Genomic DNA, 20,214 nt, shown 5'->3' on the forward strand with positions numbered 1-20,214 from the left:
ACTTTTATCAGTTTTAAAAAAAATGTTAATTTTTTTAACAGACTATACTAATATGTACAATCCTAAAATTGAAATTGAGCGTTTAATCTCTACTATATTATATCCTTTTGGTTGTATGAAATTAGATTTTAATAAGGATTCTACAGACTCATATTTGGTACGTAAATCGTTATACTCTCTAGTTATATAATTGCGCTTTAAGGAACATCCGTTGCATTCTTGACTTAATGTAGCAGCTTCTAATTTCGCTATTTTGTGTGTTAACTGTAATGTTTCTTTTATCATGACACATTGGATTTATGATTCAGTTTTTTACCTGTAAAATAAGTTGCAATAGTTGTAAATACGACAATACTTATTGAACTTAAAGGCATTAAAATGGCTGCAACAACAGGTTTTAAATGACCTGTAACAGCGAAACCAAGCCCTATTAAATTATAAACTAATGAAAAAATAAAGGCGTATTTTATTATGGTAACACCTTTCCGCGAAAGCGATAAAAAAGATGTGATGTCTTTAAATTTTGAAGCATCTAAAATACCATCGCAAGCGGGAGAGAAGATATTTACGTTTTCGGATATAGAAATACCAACATTACTTTGTGCTAAAGCTCCTGCATCGTTAAGTCCATCGCCAATCATTAAAACCGTTTTACCATTTTGCTGCTGCTGTTTAATATAATTTAGTTTGTCTTCTGGCTTTTGATTAAAAAGTAAGGTGGCATGCTTTGGGAGTATGGTTTTAAGATGTTCTTTTTCACCTTCATTATCACCAGATAAAATAACAATATTTACAGTTTTACTAAGTGAATTAAATACGTCTTTTACACCATCTCTGTATTCATTATAAAAGACATAACAGCCTTTGTATTCATTATCTTTACTAATATGAATTGCTGTTCGCTGTTGTATTTGAGTATTTTTAATTTTCGCATCTTTTTCTACATAATTAAATGACCCAACTTTAATCTTTTGCTTATTAATTACGCCTGTGATGCCTTGACCAACATCTTCTTTAAAGTCATCTAAAGTTTGAATATTGTTTTTATCTAAAATGGCATATAACGATCTGCTTAATGGATGGTTTGATGCTCGAAGTGTACTTGTAAGTAAGGACTCTTCTTCTTTTGTAAGCGTAATACCTTCGTAACTAATAGTGTTTTTTGTGCTTGTAGTAAGTGTTCCTGTTTTATCGAAAACCACCATGTTTATATGAGACATTTGTTCTATAACACTACTATTTTTAATATACAGTTTGTGGCGTCCAAAAATGCGCAGTAAGTTCCCTAAAGTAAAAGGTGCTGCTAATGCAATTGCACAAGGACAAGCAACAATTAATACAGCAGTAAAAACATTTAAAGCAATCGATACATCTATAAATAACCATACAGTAGTTGCTATTATAGCTATTAGTAAAAGGCTTAATGTAAAACGCCTACTAATACTATCTGTTAAAGACTGGAAGCTGCTTTGGTTGTTTTTGTTAAAAATCTCGTTAGACCAAAGTTGGGTAAGGTAACTTTGTTCTACCGGTTTTAATACTTCGACTTCAATAGATCCTGCTTGTTGTCTTCCTCCGGCGAATAAATGTTCTCCAGATTGTTTAGTAATAGGTTCTGCTTCTCCTGTTACAAAGCTATAATCTATTAATGCGTTTCCTTTAATTAAGATAGCATCTACAGGTAATAACTCTGCATTTCTAATTAATAATCTATCTCCTTTTTTAAGTTCGTAAACTTGTGCTTGCTCTTCGGTTTTTGAAGCGTTGTTTTTTAATAATCGTGTTACTGCTATTGGAAAATAAGATTTGTAATCGCGCTCGAAAGACAGGAAAGCATATGTTTTTTGCTGAAAGAATTTTCCAAGAAGTAAGAAAAAGACCAAACCAGACATACTATCGAAAAAACCAGTACCTAAATCGAATATAATTTCGATTGTAGAGCGAATAAATAATACCGAAATACCTATGGCAATTGGAACATCGATATTTAATATTTTAGAACGTAAGCCTTTGTAAGCAGATACAAAATAGTCGCGACCAGAATAAAAGGCAACTGGTAATGCGAAACCAAACATTAACCATCTAAAAACAGGTTTAAATTTATCTAACCAAAACTCATTAACCTCAAAATATTCCGGGAACGAGAGAAACATTATGTTACCAAAAGCAAAGCCTGCAACACCTAATTTATAGATAAGACTTCTATCTACTTTTGAGTTTTTTTTGGTAGCATCATCTAAAGAGATATAAGGTTCGTAGCCTAATTTTGATAAAAGGATAACTAGGTTTTGAAGTGTTAATTCTTCCGAAGAAAAAGTGATTCTAACCGTTTTTTTAGGAAAATTAACTTGAGATGTTTTTATAGCTGGATTTAACTTGTTAAGGTTCTCTAAAACCCAAATACAAGAGCTACAATGTATAGTTGGTATTAATAGTGAAACAACTTGGGTACCTTGCTCGTTAAACTCTAAAAGTTGACCGGTTATTTTTTCGTTTTCTAGAAAATCGAATTTCCCTTCTTGAAAAAATGGAGTAGTACCAGGTGTTTGTTCTAAATCGTAATAATACGACAGATCGTTATCATTCAAAATATCGAATACAGTTTTGCAACCGTTACAACAGAAGAATTTATCGTGATGCTCGATTACAGTTGTCCTGCACTCGTCTCCACAATGGAAACAATTTTCCATAATTATTTTATTTGCTCATTATACCTGCTGCAAAGGTGTTAAAATCTAATGTTTAAAAATATGACTTTTATCATGTTTACAGCGGTTTTTTATGCTGCAAACATAAGGTAAGATGGCAATGATTTTGTTATCTTTATCTCTCAAAATTGAAACATAATGCATAACCGTTGTGAAAACTGTATAATAAAAGAATTAAATTCTCTTAAAGCTTTAAAAAAGGATGAGTTGAAGAGAATTTCGGAGAGTAAAGTCTCTAAAAACATTAAAAAAGGTGAAGTTATCTTTAAAGAAGGAGAGCGGTTAAACGGTGTTTTTTGTGTACGTAGTGGCGTATCGAAACTGTTTAAGATGTGTGATAATGGGAAGGACCAAATAGTAAAAATGTCTGCTCGTGGAGAAGTTTTGGGACAACGTTCTGTAATTACAGATGAAAGAACTAATTTAAGTGCTGTAGCACTTAGCGATATGGAGGTTTGTTACATACCAAAGCAACATCTTCAAGATAGTATAAATAACAATATAGATTTTACCAAAGCTGTTTTATTAAATATTGCTAATGATTTAAAATTTGCTGATAATGTTATAGTAAATATGGCTCAAAAAACTGTAAAACAACGTTGTGCTGAGACTTTAAAACACTTAGAAGATAGTTTTGGTACAGATTGCGATGGTTTTATAGCTGTAACGCTTACACGAGAGGACATTGCCAATGTTGTTGGTACGGCTAAAGAAGCTTGTATAAGAACATTATCTGCTTTTAAAAAAGAAAAATTAATTTCTACAGATGGTAAGCGTATAAAAATTGAAAATAAAAAAGCCCTCTATCGTTTAATAGAAGGCTTATAAAATATATAAATAAAGGTTTTATATTTTTACTGTAAGTACAGGAAGTTTAGAGTGGTTTACAATATCCTCGCTTATACTACCAGAGAAGAAATGTGCTAATCCTTTTCTTCCATGAGTTGGAATACCTATTATATCTGCTTTAATTCTGTTTGCGTAATTAAAGACCCCTTTTTCTACAGAATAATCAGAATATATAGTAATATCTTCTGGTAATATTTTCTCGTCTCCATGTAGATGTATTATAAAATTAGCAATACGTTGCTCTATTTCATTTGTACTTAAATAGTATTCACCAGGAAGATTTACAAATAGTAGTTTAACTTCAATGTTTAATAATTTAAAAATAGAAGTTACTCTATTGAATACTTCAATGCTTTCTAGCTTATAATCTGATGCAAAAACAGCTTTTGAAACATTAAAACTACTACCTTCTTTAATCACTAAAACAGGAACAGTACTTGTTCTAACAACTTTTTCTGTATTAGAACCAACAAAAACTTCACTTAAACCGCTGCTACCATGAGAACCCATTACAATAAGATCTACATTGTGTTCTTTTGCTACATCATCAATTTCGCTAAAAACTTTATAGTTTTTTACAGCTTGGTGTATAGTAATGCCTTCTAAGTAGTCTTTGTCTAAAAACTCAACAAAACGTTTTTGAGTCAGTTTTAAAAAAAACATTCCTTCCATAGAATCTTCTTCTTTTGTAATTACTGCATCGCTAAGACCAAGCATATGTACAGCTACTATTTCTGCATTTTGTTTTTTAGCAATTTCTGATGCAACTTTTAAAGCATTTTCTGAATATTCTGAGAAATCTACAGGAACTAGTATTTTTTTCATTGTTAAAGTGTTTTAAATTAATTTTAAGTCAAAGTTAAGATAAGAATTAATTGCTTAAGATGATAAAAGTCATCCTTTAATATTTATTTTAAATTTATGTTTACATTTTAAAATTAGATTTAAATGAAAGCTACAGTTATATCAAAGGACTCAAAAAATGATTCTTCTATTAAAAATTGTCTTGCGAATACAAAAGGGATTTCTAATTTGGTTGTAGATAAAATCAACCATAAGTTTATTTTTGAATTTTCTACACATAATGTAATAGAAGGTGTTCGAGAAAAATTGACTTCTTTTGGGTTTGCTTTTGAGTTTGTTTTTTAGCTTTTTTTGCTAATATTTAAATTATTAATTTTTGTTGCTCTTGCTCAAGCACTTTTATTGCTTCTTCGTATCCAATATTAAAAATAGTATCTATATTTTTTATACTAAATAAACTATATTCTTTAAGTTTTTTTGGATATACTACTAAATCGCATAGATTAAATTTTAACATGGATTGATTATTAAAACTAATATCGTAAGCACGATTTAAAACTTGATAAGAGTGCTTTAAATCTTTAGTTGTAACATCTGGTATGGGATTAACATACACACCTATAATTTTTGAACACTCTTTTTGTAGTGGTTCTACAGGAAAGTTATTTAATATGCCACCATCTATATATGTGTTATTTTCTATTACAACTGGAGAAAAAATTCCTGGTACTGCAGCTGATGCTAGAATAGTTTTTATAAGCGTACCAGTATTAAATGTTTTTAATTCTGTAGTTATTAAATTGGTTGCAGTAATATATAATTTGAGTTTTAAAGCATCAAAATTGTCTTGAGCAAAAAAAGGCGTTAATTCTTTATGGAATTTAGAAGTATCAATAAATCCGGGTTTATTACTTGCATATTTTTTATAATTGAAGAGAGGGACATTTTTAAAAAATTGTAAAATCTCTTGCCATGAATGTCCTGCGGCATATAAGCTACCTACAATAGCACCTGCACTTGTTCCAGAAATATGAGATATAGTAATATTATGCTCTTCAAGTGCTTTTAATACACCTATATGTGCAACACCTCTAAGGCCGCCACCAGATAAAACTAATCCTATATTCATTCTTTTTATTTAAAAATACGCATTACAGGTTACAACAGTATTATCTAAAAATAATGATGATAATATTGTTGCTTTTTTATACTTACGTATTAGGGTTTATTGTATTGGCCATATTTATTGATAATAGCCATTTGTCCAGCATGATAAGCAGTATGAGAAATAATGCGCCCAAAAGCCTCAGCTTTTGTTTTTCTCCCAAATTCTTTAGTTTCAACTATAGTTTCCCAATCTGCTTCGGTTTGTAACTCTACTATTTTCTTTAATTCGTTAAATGAATGCTCTACATAAGTTTTAAGTTCGTCTAGTGCTGTCCAATCTCCAGTGTCTTTTTTAGCAATAACAGTTTTTGCAATGACACGAATATTACTAGCTCCAAAAACATTTTTAGCAAAAAGTAGTTCTACATCGCCAATATGCCTAATTAAAAAACCAATGCTATTTGGGGAAGGTGAAAGTTTTTTACTTAAATCCTCAGTAGTAATATCTTGTAATTGATTGGTGAATCTAGTTCTAGCTTCAATCCATAAATCTAATAAAAGGTCTGTTTTTGTTTTCATGAGTAGATCTCCGTATTTGTTAATTACTTAAGTATTAATAACGATAGTTATTTAAAAGACTAAAGGATTTTGATCATATTTTTTAATAACGGATAGTAGTTTTACTAAAGGGATTTCTACAGAATAACTTCCAGTATAAGATGGACACATAATACAATCATCAAAATAATACTCTATATAAGTTTCGTTTAAAACAAAATTGTTTTTATGTTCTATAAAATCTTCTGGAGAGAGTTCCCAACAATCGTAAAACAGTTCTCCTTTACTTATTTTACTATTTATTTCTTCGTTTATTAAAGCTGTGAATTCTTCTTCTGTATTTTCTAAAAAGAAATCTTCATAGGTCATGAATACACCTCTGTTTAAATCAAAATTTAAACAATCGAAAGAGTAGCTAGGATGCAGTGTACCAGAGTAAAAGTTTTCTTTGTAAAAAACGACACTTATTAAATCGTCATTAACATTATAAACTTTATAATTAATTAATCTATTTTCTTTAAATTTTAATAGAGCAATACTATCGCACAAAGCTTTACTTTCTAAAATAGCTGTTTCGGTTCCAGATATATCAACATAATAATTATTTATATAATCGTTAAAATTTACATATTTAAGGTTTTGTTTCTCGTTAAGTAATGGGTAAGTAAAGTCTATAGAGTAGCCCTCTTTTTCTTTTAAATATTTTTTCTCAATAATTAACGATTCCAGAGATTGTCTTTCGTCTTTTTTCTCAATAAGTTTATTTTGTTTTAATTCTATAGCTATAGATTTATCTTGTATAATATCTGGTGTGCTTATTACTATAGAATCAGTTTTTTCATGATTAAGTTCTATTGTGTCTTCTATTGTTTCTGTTTTTTCATTTTTAGTATCTGTTTTGCAACTAAAAAATAGAGTAAGAATTAAAATTACTATTAGGTGTTTCATTCTATAATATTTTTTTAAAATTATTAAATATTTGTTTTATCTAATTCGTTTTTAGAACTGATTTCTTTTAAAAGTATCTGTAATTTACCAAGCATAATAAGTTCACTTTTATTTTTTGAGGCGAAAGCACTTGCTATAGATTCTGTTGTTTTAAGAATAAGTTTAATAATCTCTTTTGTAAACAGTGTTGAGTTTGCTCTAGCATAGTCACAGAAATTTTTAAAACAGTCTTGGGCATCCATATGCTCATAATCAAACCATTTAAAAACAAATTCTATTTGGTATCCTGGTGCTTCATTGTAAAATTCATCTGTATTTTCATAGATTTTCCAATCATCTAAAACCATTTTTAAAAGTACATTATATTCTTCAACTTTAACTATATTATCTGAAGCTGCTATAGCATAAAATAATTCACCTAAACTTTGATAAAAAAAAATGTTTGGTTTTTCTAAATGTGTCATTATAACTAATTTGCTCGCTGTAAATGTAATACCGGCTTTGTAATATAAAAATGACATTTATCAGTATTTAACAGAGGTAAAAAAAACATATCTTTACTTATGGAAATTTTCAAAAAAACGAATAACGTTTTTAAAACGCTTTCTGAAGCTATTTCAGAAGGTATTATTGTTGTTAATAGTAAGCAAATTATTGTTGCTACTAATAAATCTTCGAATGCCTTATTTGGTTATGAAGAAGAAGAGCTTATAGGTAAGCCTTTAGAGATTTTAATTCCACAAAAATACCATCATAACCACTCGAAACAAGTAGACACCTTTTTAGAGCATAGTGGCAAACGCCAAATGGGACATGGTAGAAATTTGTATGGATTAAGAAAAGATGGTTCTACTTTTCCGGTAGAAGCAGGTTTAAATCCTTTTAAGGTTTACGATAACGATTATGTTATGGCATTGATAATAGATATTACGGTGCGTAAAAAGGCAGAAGAAGAGCTAACACATTGGGCTAATATTTTTAATGAATCTTTAAATGAAATTTTCATATTTGATACAGAAACATTCAAATTTCTAAATGTTAATGCTGGAGCAATAAAAAATATAGGTTATAGTCTTGAAGAGTTAAGAGAGCTAACACCGTTAGATATTAAACCTCACTTAAATAAAGATCAGTTTAAAGAAACAATTCAACCGCTTTTAGATGGTACGGAGATTAAAATAAAGTTTAATACCATTCATCAAAGAAAAGATGGTACTCAATATCCTGTAGAAATACATTTACAACGCTCGAGGTCTAACGATAGAGATACTTTAATAGCTATTATACTTGATATAACAGAACGTTTAAACTATACCGAAAGATTAGAAAAAACGGTAGAAGAGCGTACACAACAACTACAAGAAGCTTTACATGTAGAAAAAGAGCTTAATGAGCTTAAAACTAAATTTTTATCTTTAGTTTCTCATGAGTTTAAAACTCCATTAAGTGGTATTTTAACCTCTTCAACATTAATAGGTAAGTACACAAAAAGCGAACAGCAAGAGAAAAGAGATAAACACATAAATACAATACAGAATAAAGTAAAATACCTTAATAATATTATTAATGATTTTTTATCTATCGAACGTTTAGAAAGTGGAAAAGTAAATTACAAATTCTCAACGTTTTCATTAAGTAAAGTGGTAAACGAAGTGATTTACGATGCTAATATGCTTTTAAAAGAAGGACAAACCATTATATATCCAGATGCTATTGATGATATTGTATTAGATTTTGATGAAAAAATTCTAGAGTTAATGCTTACCAATTTGGTTAATAATGCAATAAAATATTCTCCTGAAAACACGAAAATAGAAGTAAAGGTTTGGGTTGAAGAAGAAGGTTTAAAAATTAGTATTATAGATGCTGGTATTGGTATTCCTGAAGAAGAACAAAAGTTTTTATTTAATAGGTATTTTAGAGCAGAAAATGCGTTATTAACGCAAGGAACAGGTATCGGCTTAAATATAGTGAAAAGTCATTTAGAAAATTTAGGAGGTTGCATTACATTTATAAGTGAAGAGAATAAAGGAACTACTTTTACTGTTACAATTCCGGTAAACATAATAAAATAAAGACTATGCAAACATTATTGTTAATTGAAGACGACTTGGCATTGCGTGAAAATACTGCAGAGCTTTTAGAGCTTTCAAACTATAAAGTTTTAACAGCGGCCAATGGTAAATTAGGAATTGAGAAAGCAGAATGTAATATTCCAGACCTTATAGTTTGCGATATAATGATGCCTGAAATAGATGGTTATGGTGTATTGGAAGCAATATCAAACAACCCTAAAACAAAGCATATTCCGTTTATATTTCTTTCGGCTAAAACCGAACATAAAGAAATACGAAAAGGAATGGATTTAGGTGCAGACGATTACCTTACTAAGCCTTTTGAAGAGGAAGAGCTTTTAAGTGCTATAGAAAGTAGGTTAGCAAAAGCTCAAATTTTATCTAAAATAACTACAGAAGCTTCCCAAACAAAAGTTAGCGATAACCAAGACCGTTTAAGGGATCTCAGCGAGCTTAAGAATTTTTTTAACGACAATGGTTTACCTCATAAATTCTCTAAAGGAGATATTATATTTGAAGAAGGTTCACATTCTAACTATGTTTATTTAATTAAAAAAGGTGTTGTAAAAAGCCATAAAATAGACGAAAATGGAAAAGAATTAATTACTGCATTGCATAAGGATGATGATTTTCTTGGTTTTACGTCCTTTGTAGATACTATGCCATATCAAGAATCTGCTACTGCTGTTGAGGCTGTAGAATTAACAAGTCTATCTAAACTGCGCTTAAAAGAAGTGTTAGGTAAAAGCCAAAATGTTTCTATAGAACTTATGAATGTTTTAACAGCAAATATTTCGGAAATTAAAGATCAGTTATTACAAATGGCATATAGTTCTGTTCGAAAAAAAACAGCGCAAACTATTCTTCAATTTGCTAAAGTTCTAAATAAAAAACCAGAAGAAGCTATTAAGATATCTCGTTACGATTTAGCTAGTGTTGCTGGAATAGCAACCGAAAGTTTAATACGAACATTATCAGGATTTAAAAAAGATAATTTTATTGAAATTGAAGGACGTAACATTAAAATTCTTGATTTAGAAGCACTAGAAAATGTAGAATAATTGTGGTTTACTGATATTTATCATTATTTGATATAAAAACGCTTAATACTTTTGTTTACAGCATATTTCTTAAAATATGTAGTAATTAACATTAGTAATGAAGAATATTTTAATTCCAACAGACTTTTCTCAAAATGCCTGGAATGCTGCGCAATTTGCGTTAGCTTTTTTTGGTAATGATGAGGTTAATTTTATTTTAGCACATATAGAGCATCCAAGTACACTACCACCAGCATTTGAAGCTATAAATAGTTACATAAAAGGTGAAATGTCTTCAAAGAATCAAGTTATTAAAGCTTTACAAAATAATAGAGATAAAATGCTGGAGAATTCTTCTCTCAAAGTGTCAAATATTGTTATCGAGCATTTAAAGAATAGTTTTACAGAAGGTTTAAAACAATTAGTAGATAAGCACGAAATTGATTTAATAGTAATGGGAACACAAGGTTTTTCTGCTAGTAAAAATAAAATTATTGGAACTCATGCGCAAACTGTAATTACAAAAATTCAATGTCCTGTTTTAGTTATACCAAAAAACGCAAAGTTTTCTATTCCTTTAAATATTGCATTTCCAACAGACTATAATTCTATTTATAAAAGTAAAGTTTTAAATACGCTAACAGCAATTTCTAACTTGCATAATTCTAGCGTTAAAGTTATTAGAATTGTAAATCCAAAAGTGGCATTAACACAGTCTCAATTAAAAAACAGAAGTTATTTAAAAGACTATTTTAAAACAGTTACTAGCAGTAGCTTCCATAAAGTAAATCATATCAATTTTCAAGAAGGATTGCAAGAGTTTATAGATTCTATGCATATAGATATGGTTGCAATAATAGCTAAGAATCTTAATTTTTTCGAGATGCTTTTATTTAATCCATCTGTTGTTAAAATGAGTTATCATACCAATATTCCATTTTTAGTTTTACATGAATAAAGTCTTCATTAACTGATATATATCATTTTAATTATTATGTATCTGTTATAGCTTTGAAGTATTAATCATTATTTATAGAATTAATATGAAAAAGATACTTATCTCCACAGATTTTTCCGAAACAGCAACCAATGCTATTAAATATGCTTTAGAACTATTTAAATATGATAAAAGCGAGATAACTATAATTCATGCTTTTGCAGATGAGGTATACGATAATACAATCGAAATGTCTAGAGAGTATTTAGAAGAATATAAAGACAAAGTTGAGAAAAATGTAGATAAAAGATTGCAAGAAGTAATTGCCGAAATGCTTGAAATTTCTCCAAACCCTAGACATGTTTACAACAGACAGTCAAGATTTGGTAGTATTGTAGATGTTATTAACGACTTTGTAGATAGCGAAAATGTAGATGTTGTAGTTATGGGTACAAAAGGAAAAACAAACAATCCTAAAGTAACCTTTGGTAGTAATACTATAAAAGTTATTAAATATGTACAATGTCCTGTTTTGGCAGTTCCAGCTACTTATCATGATATGCATCCTAAAAACATATTATTTCCAACAGATTTTATGATTCCTTTTAAAAGAAGAGAACTTAAGCTAATAAGTAGTTTAGCTAAGAATTATGTGTCTACTATTAATATGTTATATGTTTCTAAAGCGAAACATTTATCTCATAGACAACAGGATAATCGAGCTTTTGTAAATAGTTGTTTTAACGATAATAAGTTTTTGTGCACACAAACACCAGAGGATAATGTTACAGAAACTATTAATAAAACGATTAAAGAGCAAGATATAGATATGCTTGTTATGGTTAATGAAAGACATTCCTATCTTGAAGATATACTATACAACTCTACTATAGATAAAATAGGCTTAGAGATTAAAATTCCATTTATGGTACTTCAAAATTTACGCAGAGAATAACTTCAAAATATTAGATAGATGAAACATATTTTATTACCAACAGATTTTTCGGACAATGCATACAACGCCATTTCTTATGCGGTACAATTTTATAAAGATGTGGAGTGTACATTTTATATTCTTCATACATATACACCTTCTACTATAAGTTCTAGTAATATGTTAGATAGTTATAGTGTATTAAAAATGTATGAAATTGAAGAAGAAACTGCTAACTTAAATTTAAGTGAGTTAAAAGAAAGTATTGAGAAAACGTTTAATAATAGCAAACATACATTTGTTTGTATTTCGGCATTTAATTTATTGATTCCGGAAATGAAAGAAATTATAAACAAAAATGCTATTGAATTAGTAATAATGGGAACTAAGGGAGCAACTGGAGCTAAAGAAGTATTTTTAGGATCGCAAACTATGTACGCCATAAAAAAGTTAAAATGTCCAGTAATTGCTGTACCATCGAGTTTTAAGTTTGAAACACCCAAAAACATATTGTTTCCAACAGATTATAAACTTAAAAAATCTAATAAATACTTAGAACTTATTAGAGATGTATGTAAAGAACACAGCTCAATATTACATTTTCTAAATGCATATTACCATCTTCCTTTAGAAGAAGAACAAAAACGTATGAAAGTGTTTTTAGATGCTTTTTTTATAGATAATGCTCACGAGTTTCATATAGGAGAAGATCAAGATTTAATTGAAGTTATAAAGACTTTCGAGATAGAAAATAAGATTAATTTTTTAGTGATGATTCATAACAAGCATAGCTTTTTCGAAAACTTATTATTTACACCTGTTATTAATAAAATGGTGTACTATACTAATGTTCCTTTTTTAGTTATTCCTTCAGAAGAAAGAATTGAAAGCCTTTAATATTTTATTATGCAAAATTTAGACATCGATATTATAAAAGCTTCGGGAGATCACGTAAAGTTTTCAATCGAAAAATTAAAAAACTCTTTACTTAGCAGTGGAGCAGGTGAGGATATCGTTTCTAATATTGTTGATGTTGTTAGAGGTGAATTATATCAAGGCATTTCTACCAAAGAAATCTACAATCGTGCTTTTGCTTTACTTAAAAAAAAGAAAAACATTTATGCATCAAAATACAAACTAAAAAAAGCTATTTATGAGTTAGGACCAACAGGTTTTCCTTTTGAAAAATTTATTGCTTCCATACTTGAATACTCAGGATACAAGGTTTTTGTTGGTTCTATTTTACAAGGAAAATGTGTGTCGCATGAAATTGATGTTACTGCAATAAAAGAGAGTCAGCATATTATTGCAGAATGTAAATTTCATAACGATAGCAGCATTAAATGTAATGTTAAGGTTCCATTGTATGTAAACTCAAGGTATCAAGATGTTATTAAAAATTATAAGAATACTAACACCTGTCCAAATGAAGGATGGGTAGTAACTAATACACAGTTTACTAAACAAGCAATTACTTATGGAGAATGTTGTGGACTCAAGTTATTAAGCTGGGATTATCCTAAAAATAATAGTCTAAAAGATAGAATAGATCGCTTAGCACTATATCCTATTACCGTTTCTACATTGTTAACAAACAGAGAGAAGCAATTTTTATTAAGTAGAGATATTGTTTTATGCAGACAATTAATTAAAGATACTTTTTATTTAGATCATTTAGGAATATCAGAAAAGAGGAAGGAAAAAGTTTTAGATGAAATTAATCTGCTTTGTAGTAAAACATAGCGTTAATTTAAACAGAATACACGCCATTAAAAAACTATAATTCTTAAGCTATATGATGCTAAAGAAGTAGGACTTTAATTTAATAAAAAAGTAATATTACAAATAAAACATAATTTAAAATTCTCTTTTGGAATACAATTGAGATAACAAATTTTAATATATAAAAGTTATGAATAAAGAACACACGCACTTAAAGTTTATCAAGTTTCACAATCCAGAAGAACTGCATCAAGACACCCTTAATTCTATATCACATCTTCTCTTTAAAAGAGATGAATTAGATTTTTTAAACGAATTAATAAAGGAGTATACTATAGATTTAATTTCAGAAAAAACTTTTGAAGAAAGTAAAGCTATTGCAACAGAGCTTGTTGAATTAAAGAAAGAATTAAAAGTATTACTTTTTAAAGTAGAAGAACATAAAAATAATCTTCAAACACTATTAGATAATGATATTGTGCCAAATGAACTAGAAGATTATAAGGATGGACATTATAAAGTTATGTACGAAACCGTAGCTTTCAATTCAAAATTTAAAACATTAAAAAAACGAATTTATGGTCTAATAAAAGAGATAATGAAAATGAATAAAAGTAAACGCTTATTAAATTAATATAAAGATGAATAAATTAATTACAACCGTATTTTTAATTGTAATATTCTGTTCTGGTTGCTCATCGAGTAAATTGATTAAGGCTTATAAAAATCCAGACACTTATACTTTTGAAGCTAGTAAAGTACTAGTAATTGGTATGACAGCAAATAAGGAATTAAGACAAGGTTTTGAGAAAAATGTAGCCGAAGCTTTAGAAAAAGAAAATGTAAATGCTGTTAAAAGTGTAGATTTCTTTGAAAGGTCTTTTACTAATAGAAAGCAAACAATAGAAGAATTAAATGCTTTAGAATCTCAATTACTTGAAGCCGGTTTCGATGCTATTGTGTTAACTAAGGTTGTTGGACAGCAAACAAAAGTGCCTTTAATTGCTGTTTATGATGCAGTAGAAAGAGGAAAACATAAGAGCTTTGATAAGTACTATTATGGAAATCAAAATTTATTTTTTAATGCAGAACCAGAACATTATATTGTTTACTCTACAGAAACTTCTTTGTATTGCATATGTCCTGGAAAAGAACGCGAACTATTATGGAAAGGTGATATAGAAGTAACCAAATCGTCTAATACTAAAAAAAACATTAAAGATTATACTAAAACATTAATTAAAACTCTGAAAGAGAGTGATCTAATTGTGATCTATTAAATTGTACTTTACCACTACTTACGTAAAATGAGTAGTGGTAAAGTAGAATTATAACTAATTTCGTTAGTAATAGAACCATATATAAAGCGTTCTATAAAAGATTTAGATTCTATAAACAATGCATGTAAATTATAATCAAACAACTGCGTAACCGTATTTATAACCATTGGGTAGGGCACTTCTTTAATTAAATGATAAGTATAAGGTTGTGTGCCAAAAAGAGCTTTTAAATCGCTGTTATGGCTTTTAGTATTGTTTGGGTAGTTAGCAAAGTCAATATCTATTACATTTAGTTTAGATTTATAAGTAGTAATAATATCTATTAAAGGCTTTATACCATTTGCATTAAAATCTTCACAATTTTCTGTTGTAAAAAGTATAGTATCAATACTAGTAAATTTATAGTTTTCTGGAATTGTTAAAATAGGACAATCTGTTTTTCTAATTATATTTAATGTATTACTACCAAAGACTATTTCTTTTGCCCCAGTTGCACCATTTGTGCCCATAATTATTAAATCTATATTTTTAGCTTGTACAACTTGGTTAATAGAAGCGGCAAGACTATCAAAATCGAAAATAGATTCAAAATTGTAATTTTCATTTGTATTTTGTTTCTTTAATTCTGCTAAAAACTGATTTAAGTCTTCTTCATTATCTTCTGTAATGGCTGTGTTTATAGACGAGTTTGCTGGTGCTGCCATTAAATCGTCAAGTATAAATTCCGATTGTTTTTGCACGTTTAATATATAGAAGGTGCATTCCCAGTTTTTACATAATGCCATAGCATAATCTATAGCATTCTTTGAATTTTTCGAAAAATCTGTAGGTAATAATATTTTTTTCATTCCTAAATTATTTAACATAAATATATAAAGAATAATTATTTCATTACATGATAATTGTCACCTTTTATCTAACGAATCTCTACTACATTTGATTACATAAAGGATGTTTTTGTCCTATTTATATTAATACAGATTTATAACACTAAAACTATAACCAAAATGAAACAAGTAAATTTATTGCTAAGTAGTGTATTGCTAGGAATGCTTTTTTTTACATCATGTAAAAAGAGCAATACAGAAGAACACTTAGAAACCTCAGAAATTTCTGTAAATAGAGAAATGCTGGCAGAATTAACAGCACCACCGCATGTACCCACAGCTGTAGGAAGACGAAAAGCTAAAAAGCTAATTGTTAATATGGAAATTTTAGAAAAAGTAGGAACCATGACAGATGGTACAACTTATAATTATTGGACCTTTGGCGGATCTGTTCCAGGAAGTTTTATTAGAACTCGCGTTGGTGATGAGGTAGAGTTTACATTATCAAACCACCCAGATAATAAATTACCGCACAATATAGATTTACATGCGGTTACAGGACCTGGAGGAGGAGCGGAGTCTTCTTTTGTAGCTCCAGGACATGAAAAAACGTTTTCTTTTAAAACTTTAAATCCTGGGTTATTTGTTTACCATTGTGCAACAGCACCGGTAGGAATGCATATTGCAAATGGTATGTATGGTTTAATTTTAGTTGAACCAGAAGGCGGATTACCACAAGTAGATAAAGAATATTATATAATGCAAGGCGATTTCTATACTAAAGGTAAAAATGGTGAACGTGGATTACAACCTTTCGATATGCAAAAAGCGGTCGATGAAAATGCAGATTACGTTGTTTTTAATGGTAGTGTTGGTGCTTTAACTGGTGATAACGCGCTTACCGCTAAAGTAGGAGAAACCGTAAGACTTTATGTAGGTAATGGTGGACCAAACTTAGTATCTTCTTTTCATGTTATTGGTGAAATATTTGATAAAGTACATGTAGAAGGCGGAGACCTAATTAATGAAAATGTACAAACAACACTAATACCAGCAGGAGGCGCAGCTATTGTTGAGTTTAAAGTAGATGTACCTGGAACTTTTATTTTAGTGGATCATTCTATTTTTAGAGCGTTTAATAAAGGTGCTTTAGGGATGTTAAAAGTTGAAGGAGAGAAAGATAAAAAATTATACTCTGGAGAGATACGCGAAGGTATTTATTTACCAGAAGGACCTGGAATACAAAATATGCCAACTACAAACGAAATTGTAGCGTCCGAGATTCCTGCAAAATCTTTTGAAGAACAAATGAAATTTGGTAAAGAAACGTACATGCAAACCTGTTTTGCTTGTCATCAAGCAGAAGGACAAGGTATTCCAAACGCGTTTCCTCCATTAGCAAAGTCAGATTATTTAAATGCAGATGTGGACCGTGCAATTGGTGTTGTAATTAATGGTTTAACAGGAGAGATTTCTGTTAATGGCGCAAAATACAATAGTGTTATGACGAGACAGTCTCTCTCTCCAGATGATATTGCAAACGTATTGACTTATGTTTATAATAGTTGGGGAAACTCTAAAAAAGTAGTGACTAGAAAAATGGTTGAAGACGTAAAAAATAAATAAAACATGTATATAAAAACCAAAATCTTTAGCTTGTTTTTACTTTGTTTAATGTTTCAATCTTACTTGTTTGCACAGGCTAAAGACATGGTTTTAATAGAGGGTAGTAGGTATTTGCCATTATATGGTCGCGACTCTACAGTAGTTGAGGTTAAAGATTTTAAAATGGATGTTTATCCGGTAACAACTAAAGAATACCTGCAATTTGTAAAAGCGTTTCCGAAATGGCAAAAATCTAATGTTATAAAATTATTTGCAGATAAAAGCTATTTATCTAATTGGAAAAATAATTTAGAACTTAAAGATTCTACTAATACAGAAAGCCCAATTACATACATTTCATGGTTTGCTGCTAAAGCTTATTGCGAATGCCAAGACAAACGTTTACCAACAATAGACGAATGGGAATATGTAGCAATGGCAGATGAAACGACTAAAGACGCACGAGTTAAAAAATCTTATAACCAACAAATTTTGGCTTGGTATGAAGCACCACGATCTAATGAAAATAGTATAGGTCAAACACCTAAAAATGCTTGGGGAGTTTTCGACTTACATGGTTTGGTTTGGGAGTGGACACTAGATTTTAATTCGGTGTTAATAACTGGAGAATCTAGAAAAGATGTAGATAAAGATAGTAATTTATTCTGCGGAAGCGCTGCTATAAATGCTACAGATTTAATGAACTATGCTGCCTTTATGCGTTACGCTATTAGAGGAAGTTTAAAAGCTAAATATTCTATGAAAAACTTAGGATTTAGATGTGTTCAAGATATTAAAAAATAGAGAAATGAAACAATTAAAAGTAATTACAAGTGTGTTATTATTGCTCATAACATTGGTTTCGTGCAAAACAGAGACCTCAAATAGTTTAGAAAATGATCTAGCAGTTTATCAATGTCCTATGCAGTGCGAAGGCGATAAAACTTATAGAGAACCAGGAAGTTGTTCTATTTGTAAAATGAATTTAAAACAGATAGAAAAAGCTTCAGAAAAATTGATAAATACTGAAATTTCTGAAGAATCAATTTTCAATCTAACGAGTACATGGTATACAGAAGAAGGTGAAGATATTCAGCTTAAAGCATTAAAAGGAAAAACCTTGGTAATGGTCATGATTTATACGTCTTGTAAAGCGGCTTGTCCAAGATTAGTAGCAGATATGAGAAGTATTGAAGCTAAACTTCCAGACAATAACATTAAAAATTTACAATTTGTATTAATAAGTATCGATCCAGAAACAGATACTCCAGAGCGTTTAAAAGCATTTGCTATAGAAAATGCTATGGATGGTGAGCAATGGACTTTTTTACAAGGTACAGAAAGTGGTATAAGAGAATTTGCTAACGTATTATCTGTAAAATATAAAGAGATTTCACCCATAGATTTCTCTCACTCAAATATTATAAGTGTATTTAATGCAGAAGGAGAATTAAAACACCAACAAGAAGGTTTAGGTGTCAATAACAAAGAAACTATAGACGCTATTTTAGAGTTAACCCAATAAAATAATAAAGATGAAAACCATATTAACAATCCTATGCTTAGGAGTTGTAATGACTACTTATGCGCAAGAATTCGAAATTTCTACAGAATTAAGACCACGACTAGAATACAGGCATGGTTATAAAACTTTAATACCAAACGACGTTGATGCAGCGACATTTGTATCTCAACGTACACGTTTAAATTTAAAATATGGTAGCGAAAAGTTAAATGCTTATGTTGTGTTTCAAAATGTTAGAGTTTGGGGAGACGTTGCTACTTTGGGACTTTCAGATAATAATGGAACAGCTATACATGAGGCTTGGGCAGAGTTAAAATTAGATACAAAGTTGTCTTTAAAATTAGGGAGGCAAGAGATTGCTTACGACGATCAAAGAGTATTTGGTAATGTAGGTTGGGCGCAACAAGCCAGAAGTCATGATGCTTTAGTGGCAACTTATAAACCCAATGCAAAACATCGTTTGGATTTTGGTTTAGCAATGAACGAAAATTCTGAAACACTGTTTAATACGGATTATGCTATAAATAACTATAAGGCATTTCAATACTTATGGTATCATACCAATTTTAAATCTGTAAATTTTAGTTTTTTAATTTTGAATAACGGTTTGGCATTTTATAATGATAGCGATAGCGAGGAGCAAAGAGTAGATTATAACCAAACCATTGGTTCTAGAGTTACCTTTAATAAAAATAAAATCGATACCGATGCTTCAATCTATTTTCAAACAGGAAAAATTGCAGGTGCAAGTCTAAGTGCTTTTAATATTGCAGCAAATGCTAATTATAGTATTAATAATAAATTTAAAGCAGGTTTAGGTGCAGAGTATCTTTCTGGTACCGATATGGATGCTACCAGTAATACACTTAAATCTTTTAATCCTTGGTTTGGAACCAATCATAAATTTAATGGTTTAATGGACTATTTTTATGTTGGAAATCATACAAACTCAGTTGGCTTATTAGATATTAATGCAACATTAGCTTATAAAAAAGATAAATTTTCGGTAAAATTAATGCCTCATTTATTTTCTTCTGCAGCAACTGTAGTAGATAGCACAGAAAAGGAAATGAGTAATACTTTAGGCACCGAATTAGATTTGGTTTTAGGTTATAGTTGGACAAAAGATGTTAGCTTTCAAGCAGGCTATTCGCAATTATTTGCAACAGAAACATTAGAGGTTTTAAAAGCAGGTAATAGAGATAATACTAACAATTGGGCTTGGATTATGGTAACCGTTAAACCAAGTTTATTTAAAACAACGTTTAAAGCGGAATAATTTAAATGCTATTGAA

The 20,214-nt window shown here is 29.6% G+C and carries 22 protein-coding genes; 14 read left to right on the top strand and 8 right to left on the bottom strand.

The genetic code is table 11. The features are described from left to right. Positions 1-42 precede the first annotated feature (42 nt). Together ASC41_RS11905 and ASC41_RS11910 are read right to left on the bottom strand one after the other, a co-directional pair. Positions 43-285, bottom strand: a complete 243-nt coding sequence (locus tag ASC41_RS11905) for a hypothetical protein (RefSeq protein ID WP_055436870.1) — start codon at positions 283-285, stop codon at positions 43-45. After that, positions 282-2,690 carry a heavy metal translocating P-type ATPase gene (locus ASC41_RS11910; protein WP_055436871.1) on the bottom strand — a complete coding sequence of 803 codons (2,409 nt, stop codon included), beginning with the start codon at positions 2,688-2,690 and terminating at the stop codon, positions 282-284. The genes ASC41_RS11905 and ASC41_RS11910 overlap by 4 nt, the downstream gene beginning before the upstream one ends. 156 nt (positions 2,691-2,846) lie before the next feature. On the opposite strand from ASC41_RS11910, the gene ASC41_RS11915 reads away from it, so the two are divergent. Next, positions 2,847-3,536, top strand: coding sequence for a Crp/Fnr family transcriptional regulator (locus tag ASC41_RS11915; protein ID WP_055436872.1), 690 nt, complete (start codon positions 2,847-2,849; stop codon positions 3,534-3,536). Positions 3,537-3,554: 18 nt separating this feature from the next. Here the strand turns inward: ASC41_RS11915 and ASC41_RS11920 are convergent, their stop codons facing one another. Next, positions 3,555-4,382: a universal stress protein gene (locus ASC41_RS11920; RefSeq protein ID WP_055436873.1), complete on the bottom strand. Its 828-nt coding sequence runs from the start codon at positions 4,380-4,382 to the stop codon at positions 3,555-3,557. A gap of 123 nt (positions 4,383-4,505) precedes the next feature. Here ASC41_RS11920 and ASC41_RS11925 point away from each other — a divergent pair, with 123 nt between their 5' ends. Beyond that, a complete protein-coding gene (locus tag ASC41_RS11925) occupies positions 4,506-4,706 on the top strand; it encodes a hypothetical protein (RefSeq protein WP_055436874.1) in 201 nt (66 codons plus the stop codon). A 16-nt stretch (positions 4,707-4,722) separates the two neighbouring features. Here ASC41_RS11925 and ASC41_RS11930 read toward each other — a convergent pair whose 3' ends face one another. The 4 genes from ASC41_RS11930 to ASC41_RS11945 all read right to left on the bottom strand — a co-directional run bounded on the left by ASC41_RS11930 (position 4,723) and on the right by ASC41_RS11945 (position 7,495). After that, positions 4,723-5,490 (bottom strand): patatin-like phospholipase family protein, encoded by a 768-nt coding sequence (locus ASC41_RS11930; protein ID WP_055436875.1) that lies wholly within the window; start codon positions 5,488-5,490, stop codon positions 4,723-4,725. Positions 5,491-5,579: 89 nt separating this feature from the next. Further along, a complete protein-coding gene (locus tag ASC41_RS11935) occupies positions 5,580-6,047 on the bottom strand; it encodes a DinB family protein (RefSeq protein ID WP_055436876.1) in 468 nt (155 codons plus the stop codon). Positions 6,048-6,098: 51 nt separating this feature from the next. Continuing rightward, entirely contained in the window at positions 6,099-6,974 is an 876-nt protein-coding gene (locus tag ASC41_RS11940; RefSeq protein WP_055436877.1) for an RsiV family protein, read from the bottom strand. A 23-nt stretch (positions 6,975-6,997) separates the two neighbouring features. Beyond that, positions 6,998-7,495 carry a hypothetical protein gene (locus ASC41_RS11945; RefSeq protein ID WP_241489662.1) on the bottom strand — a complete coding sequence of 166 codons (498 nt, stop codon included), beginning with the start codon at positions 7,493-7,495 and terminating at the stop codon, positions 6,998-7,000. A gap of 42 nt (positions 7,496-7,537) precedes the next feature. Between ASC41_RS11945 and ASC41_RS11950 the strand changes: the two genes are divergently transcribed. The 8 genes from ASC41_RS11950 (at position 7,538) to ASC41_RS11985 (ending at position 14,962) form a co-directional block, all read left to right on the top strand. Continuing rightward, the gene (locus tag ASC41_RS11950; RefSeq protein WP_055436878.1) at positions 7,538-9,049 is read left to right on the top strand and encodes a sensor histidine kinase; all 1,512 of its coding nucleotides are present in this window, start codon (positions 7,538-7,540) and stop codon (positions 9,047-9,049) included. Between the two features lie 5 nt (positions 9,050-9,054). Then, complete coding sequence (locus tag ASC41_RS11955) at positions 9,055-10,110, top strand: response regulator (protein ID WP_055436879.1); 1,056 nt, start codon at positions 9,055-9,057, stop codon at positions 10,108-10,110. 97 nt (positions 10,111-10,207) lie between these two features. Further along, on the top strand, positions 10,208-11,047 hold the full coding sequence (locus ASC41_RS11960; protein WP_055436880.1) for a universal stress protein: 840 nt from the start codon (positions 10,208-10,210) through the stop codon (positions 11,045-11,047). Between the two features lie 85 nt (positions 11,048-11,132). Continuing rightward, a complete protein-coding gene (locus tag ASC41_RS11965; RefSeq protein ID WP_055436881.1) occupies positions 11,133-11,981 on the top strand; it encodes a universal stress protein in 849 nt (282 codons plus the stop codon). Between the two features lie 18 nt (positions 11,982-11,999). Beyond that, positions 12,000-12,857 carry a universal stress protein gene (locus ASC41_RS11970; protein ID WP_055436882.1) on the top strand — a complete coding sequence of 286 codons (858 nt, stop codon included), beginning with the start codon at positions 12,000-12,002 and terminating at the stop codon, positions 12,855-12,857. 9 nt (positions 12,858-12,866) lie between these two features. Beyond that, the gene (locus ASC41_RS11975) at positions 12,867-13,703 is read left to right on the top strand and encodes a restriction endonuclease (protein WP_055436883.1); all 837 of its coding nucleotides are present in this window, start codon (positions 12,867-12,869) and stop codon (positions 13,701-13,703) included. A 169-nt stretch (positions 13,704-13,872) separates the two neighbouring features. Next, positions 13,873-14,316, top strand: a complete 444-nt coding sequence (locus ASC41_RS11980; RefSeq protein ID WP_055436884.1) for a hypothetical protein — start codon at positions 13,873-13,875, stop codon at positions 14,314-14,316. Between the two features lie 7 nt (positions 14,317-14,323). Then, complete coding sequence (locus tag ASC41_RS11985) at positions 14,324-14,962, top strand: hypothetical protein (protein ID WP_055436885.1); 639 nt, start codon at positions 14,324-14,326, stop codon at positions 14,960-14,962. 14 nt (positions 14,963-14,976) lie between these two features. Here the strand turns inward: ASC41_RS11985 and ASC41_RS11990 are convergent, their stop codons facing one another. Next, on the bottom strand, positions 14,977-15,810 hold the full coding sequence (locus ASC41_RS11990; protein ID WP_160318807.1) for a universal stress protein: 834 nt from the start codon (positions 15,808-15,810) through the stop codon (positions 14,977-14,979). Positions 15,811-15,969: 159 nt separating this feature from the next. On the opposite strand from ASC41_RS11990, the gene nirK reads away from it, so the two are divergent. The 4 genes from nirK to ASC41_RS12010 are packed head-to-tail and all read left to right on the top strand — an operon-like array spanning position 15,970 to position 20,198. Then, positions 15,970-17,415, top strand: coding sequence for a copper-containing nitrite reductase (nirK, locus tag ASC41_RS11995; protein ID WP_055436887.1), 1,446 nt, complete (start codon positions 15,970-15,972; stop codon positions 17,413-17,415). Between the two features lie 48 nt (positions 17,416-17,463). After that, positions 17,464-18,198: a formylglycine-generating enzyme family protein gene (locus ASC41_RS12000; RefSeq protein WP_055436888.1), complete on the top strand. Its 735-nt coding sequence runs from the start codon at positions 17,464-17,466 to the stop codon at positions 18,196-18,198. Between the two features lie 4 nt (positions 18,199-18,202). Continuing rightward, positions 18,203-18,919, top strand: a complete 717-nt coding sequence (locus ASC41_RS12005) for an SCO family protein (RefSeq protein ID WP_055436889.1) — start codon at positions 18,203-18,205, stop codon at positions 18,917-18,919. A gap of 10 nt (positions 18,920-18,929) precedes the next feature. After that, positions 18,930-20,198: an alginate export family protein gene (locus ASC41_RS12010; RefSeq protein WP_055436890.1), complete on the top strand. Its 1,269-nt coding sequence runs from the start codon at positions 18,930-18,932 to the stop codon at positions 20,196-20,198. The last annotated feature ends 16 nt before the right edge of the window (positions 20,199-20,214 follow it).

The sequence above is a fragment of the Lacinutrix algicola genome (assembly GCF_001418085.1).
Taxonomy (GTDB): domain Bacteria; phylum Bacteroidota; class Bacteroidia; order Flavobacteriales; family Flavobacteriaceae; genus Lacinutrix; species Lacinutrix algicola.

What these genes read in the sequence shown, in the direction of transcription:
- ASC41_RS12005 (WP_055436889.1), top strand. Translation starts at nt 18,203, where the DNA reads ATGAAACAATTAAAAGTAATTACAAGTGTGTTATTATTGCTCATAACA.
- ASC41_RS11945 (WP_241489662.1), bottom strand. Translation starts at nt 7,495, where the DNA reads ATGTCATTTTTATATTACAAAGCCGGTATTACATTTACAGCGAGCAAA.
- ASC41_RS12000 (WP_055436888.1), top strand. Translation starts at nt 17,464, where the DNA reads ATGTTTCAATCTTACTTGTTTGCACAGGCTAAAGACATGGTTTTAATA.
- ASC41_RS11960 (WP_055436880.1), top strand. Translation starts at nt 10,208, where the DNA reads ATGAAGAATATTTTAATTCCAACAGACTTTTCTCAAAATGCCTGGAAT.
- ASC41_RS11970 (WP_055436882.1), top strand. Translation starts at nt 12,000, where the DNA reads ATGAAACATATTTTATTACCAACAGATTTTTCGGACAATGCATACAAC.
- ASC41_RS11985 (WP_055436885.1), top strand. Translation starts at nt 14,324, where the DNA reads ATGAATAAATTAATTACAACCGTATTTTTAATTGTAATATTCTGTTCT.
- ASC41_RS11955 (WP_055436879.1), top strand. Translation starts at nt 9,055, where the DNA reads ATGCAAACATTATTGTTAATTGAAGACGACTTGGCATTGCGTGAAAAT.
- ASC41_RS11975 (WP_055436883.1), top strand. Translation starts at nt 12,867, where the DNA reads ATGCAAAATTTAGACATCGATATTATAAAAGCTTCGGGAGATCACGTA.
- ASC41_RS11935 (WP_055436876.1), bottom strand. Translation starts at nt 6,047, where the DNA reads ATGAAAACAAAAACAGACCTTTTATTAGATTTATGGATTGAAGCTAGA.
- ASC41_RS11915 (WP_055436872.1), top strand. Translation starts at nt 2,847, where the DNA reads ATGCATAACCGTTGTGAAAACTGTATAATAAAAGAATTAAATTCTCTT.
- ASC41_RS11990 (WP_160318807.1), bottom strand. Translation starts at nt 15,810, where the DNA reads ATGAAAAAAATATTATTACCTACAGATTTTTCGAAAAATTCAAAGAAT.
- ASC41_RS12010 (WP_055436890.1), top strand. Translation starts at nt 18,930, where the DNA reads ATGAAAACCATATTAACAATCCTATGCTTAGGAGTTGTAATGACTACT.
- ASC41_RS11930 (WP_055436875.1), bottom strand. Translation starts at nt 5,490, where the DNA reads ATGAATATAGGATTAGTTTTATCTGGTGGCGGCCTTAGAGGTGTTGCA.
- ASC41_RS11910 (WP_055436871.1), bottom strand. Translation starts at nt 2,690, where the DNA reads ATGGAAAATTGTTTCCATTGTGGAGACGAGTGCAGGACAACTGTAATC.
- ASC41_RS11905 (WP_055436870.1), bottom strand. Translation starts at nt 285, where the DNA reads ATGATAAAAGAAACATTACAGTTAACACACAAAATAGCGAAATTAGAA.
- ASC41_RS11980 (WP_055436884.1), top strand. Translation starts at nt 13,873, where the DNA reads ATGAATAAAGAACACACGCACTTAAAGTTTATCAAGTTTCACAATCCA.
- nirK (WP_055436887.1), top strand. Translation starts at nt 15,970, where the DNA reads ATGAAACAAGTAAATTTATTGCTAAGTAGTGTATTGCTAGGAATGCTT.
- ASC41_RS11965 (WP_055436881.1), top strand. Translation starts at nt 11,133, where the DNA reads ATGAAAAAGATACTTATCTCCACAGATTTTTCCGAAACAGCAACCAAT.
- ASC41_RS11920 (WP_055436873.1), bottom strand. Translation starts at nt 4,382, where the DNA reads ATGAAAAAAATACTAGTTCCTGTAGATTTCTCAGAATATTCAGAAAAT.
- ASC41_RS11925 (WP_055436874.1), top strand. Translation starts at nt 4,506, where the DNA reads ATGAAAGCTACAGTTATATCAAAGGACTCAAAAAATGATTCTTCTATT.
- ASC41_RS11940 (WP_055436877.1), bottom strand. Translation starts at nt 6,974, where the DNA reads ATGAAACACCTAATAGTAATTTTAATTCTTACTCTATTTTTTAGTTGC.
- ASC41_RS11950 (WP_055436878.1), top strand. Translation starts at nt 7,538, where the DNA reads ATGGAAATTTTCAAAAAAACGAATAACGTTTTTAAAACGCTTTCTGAA.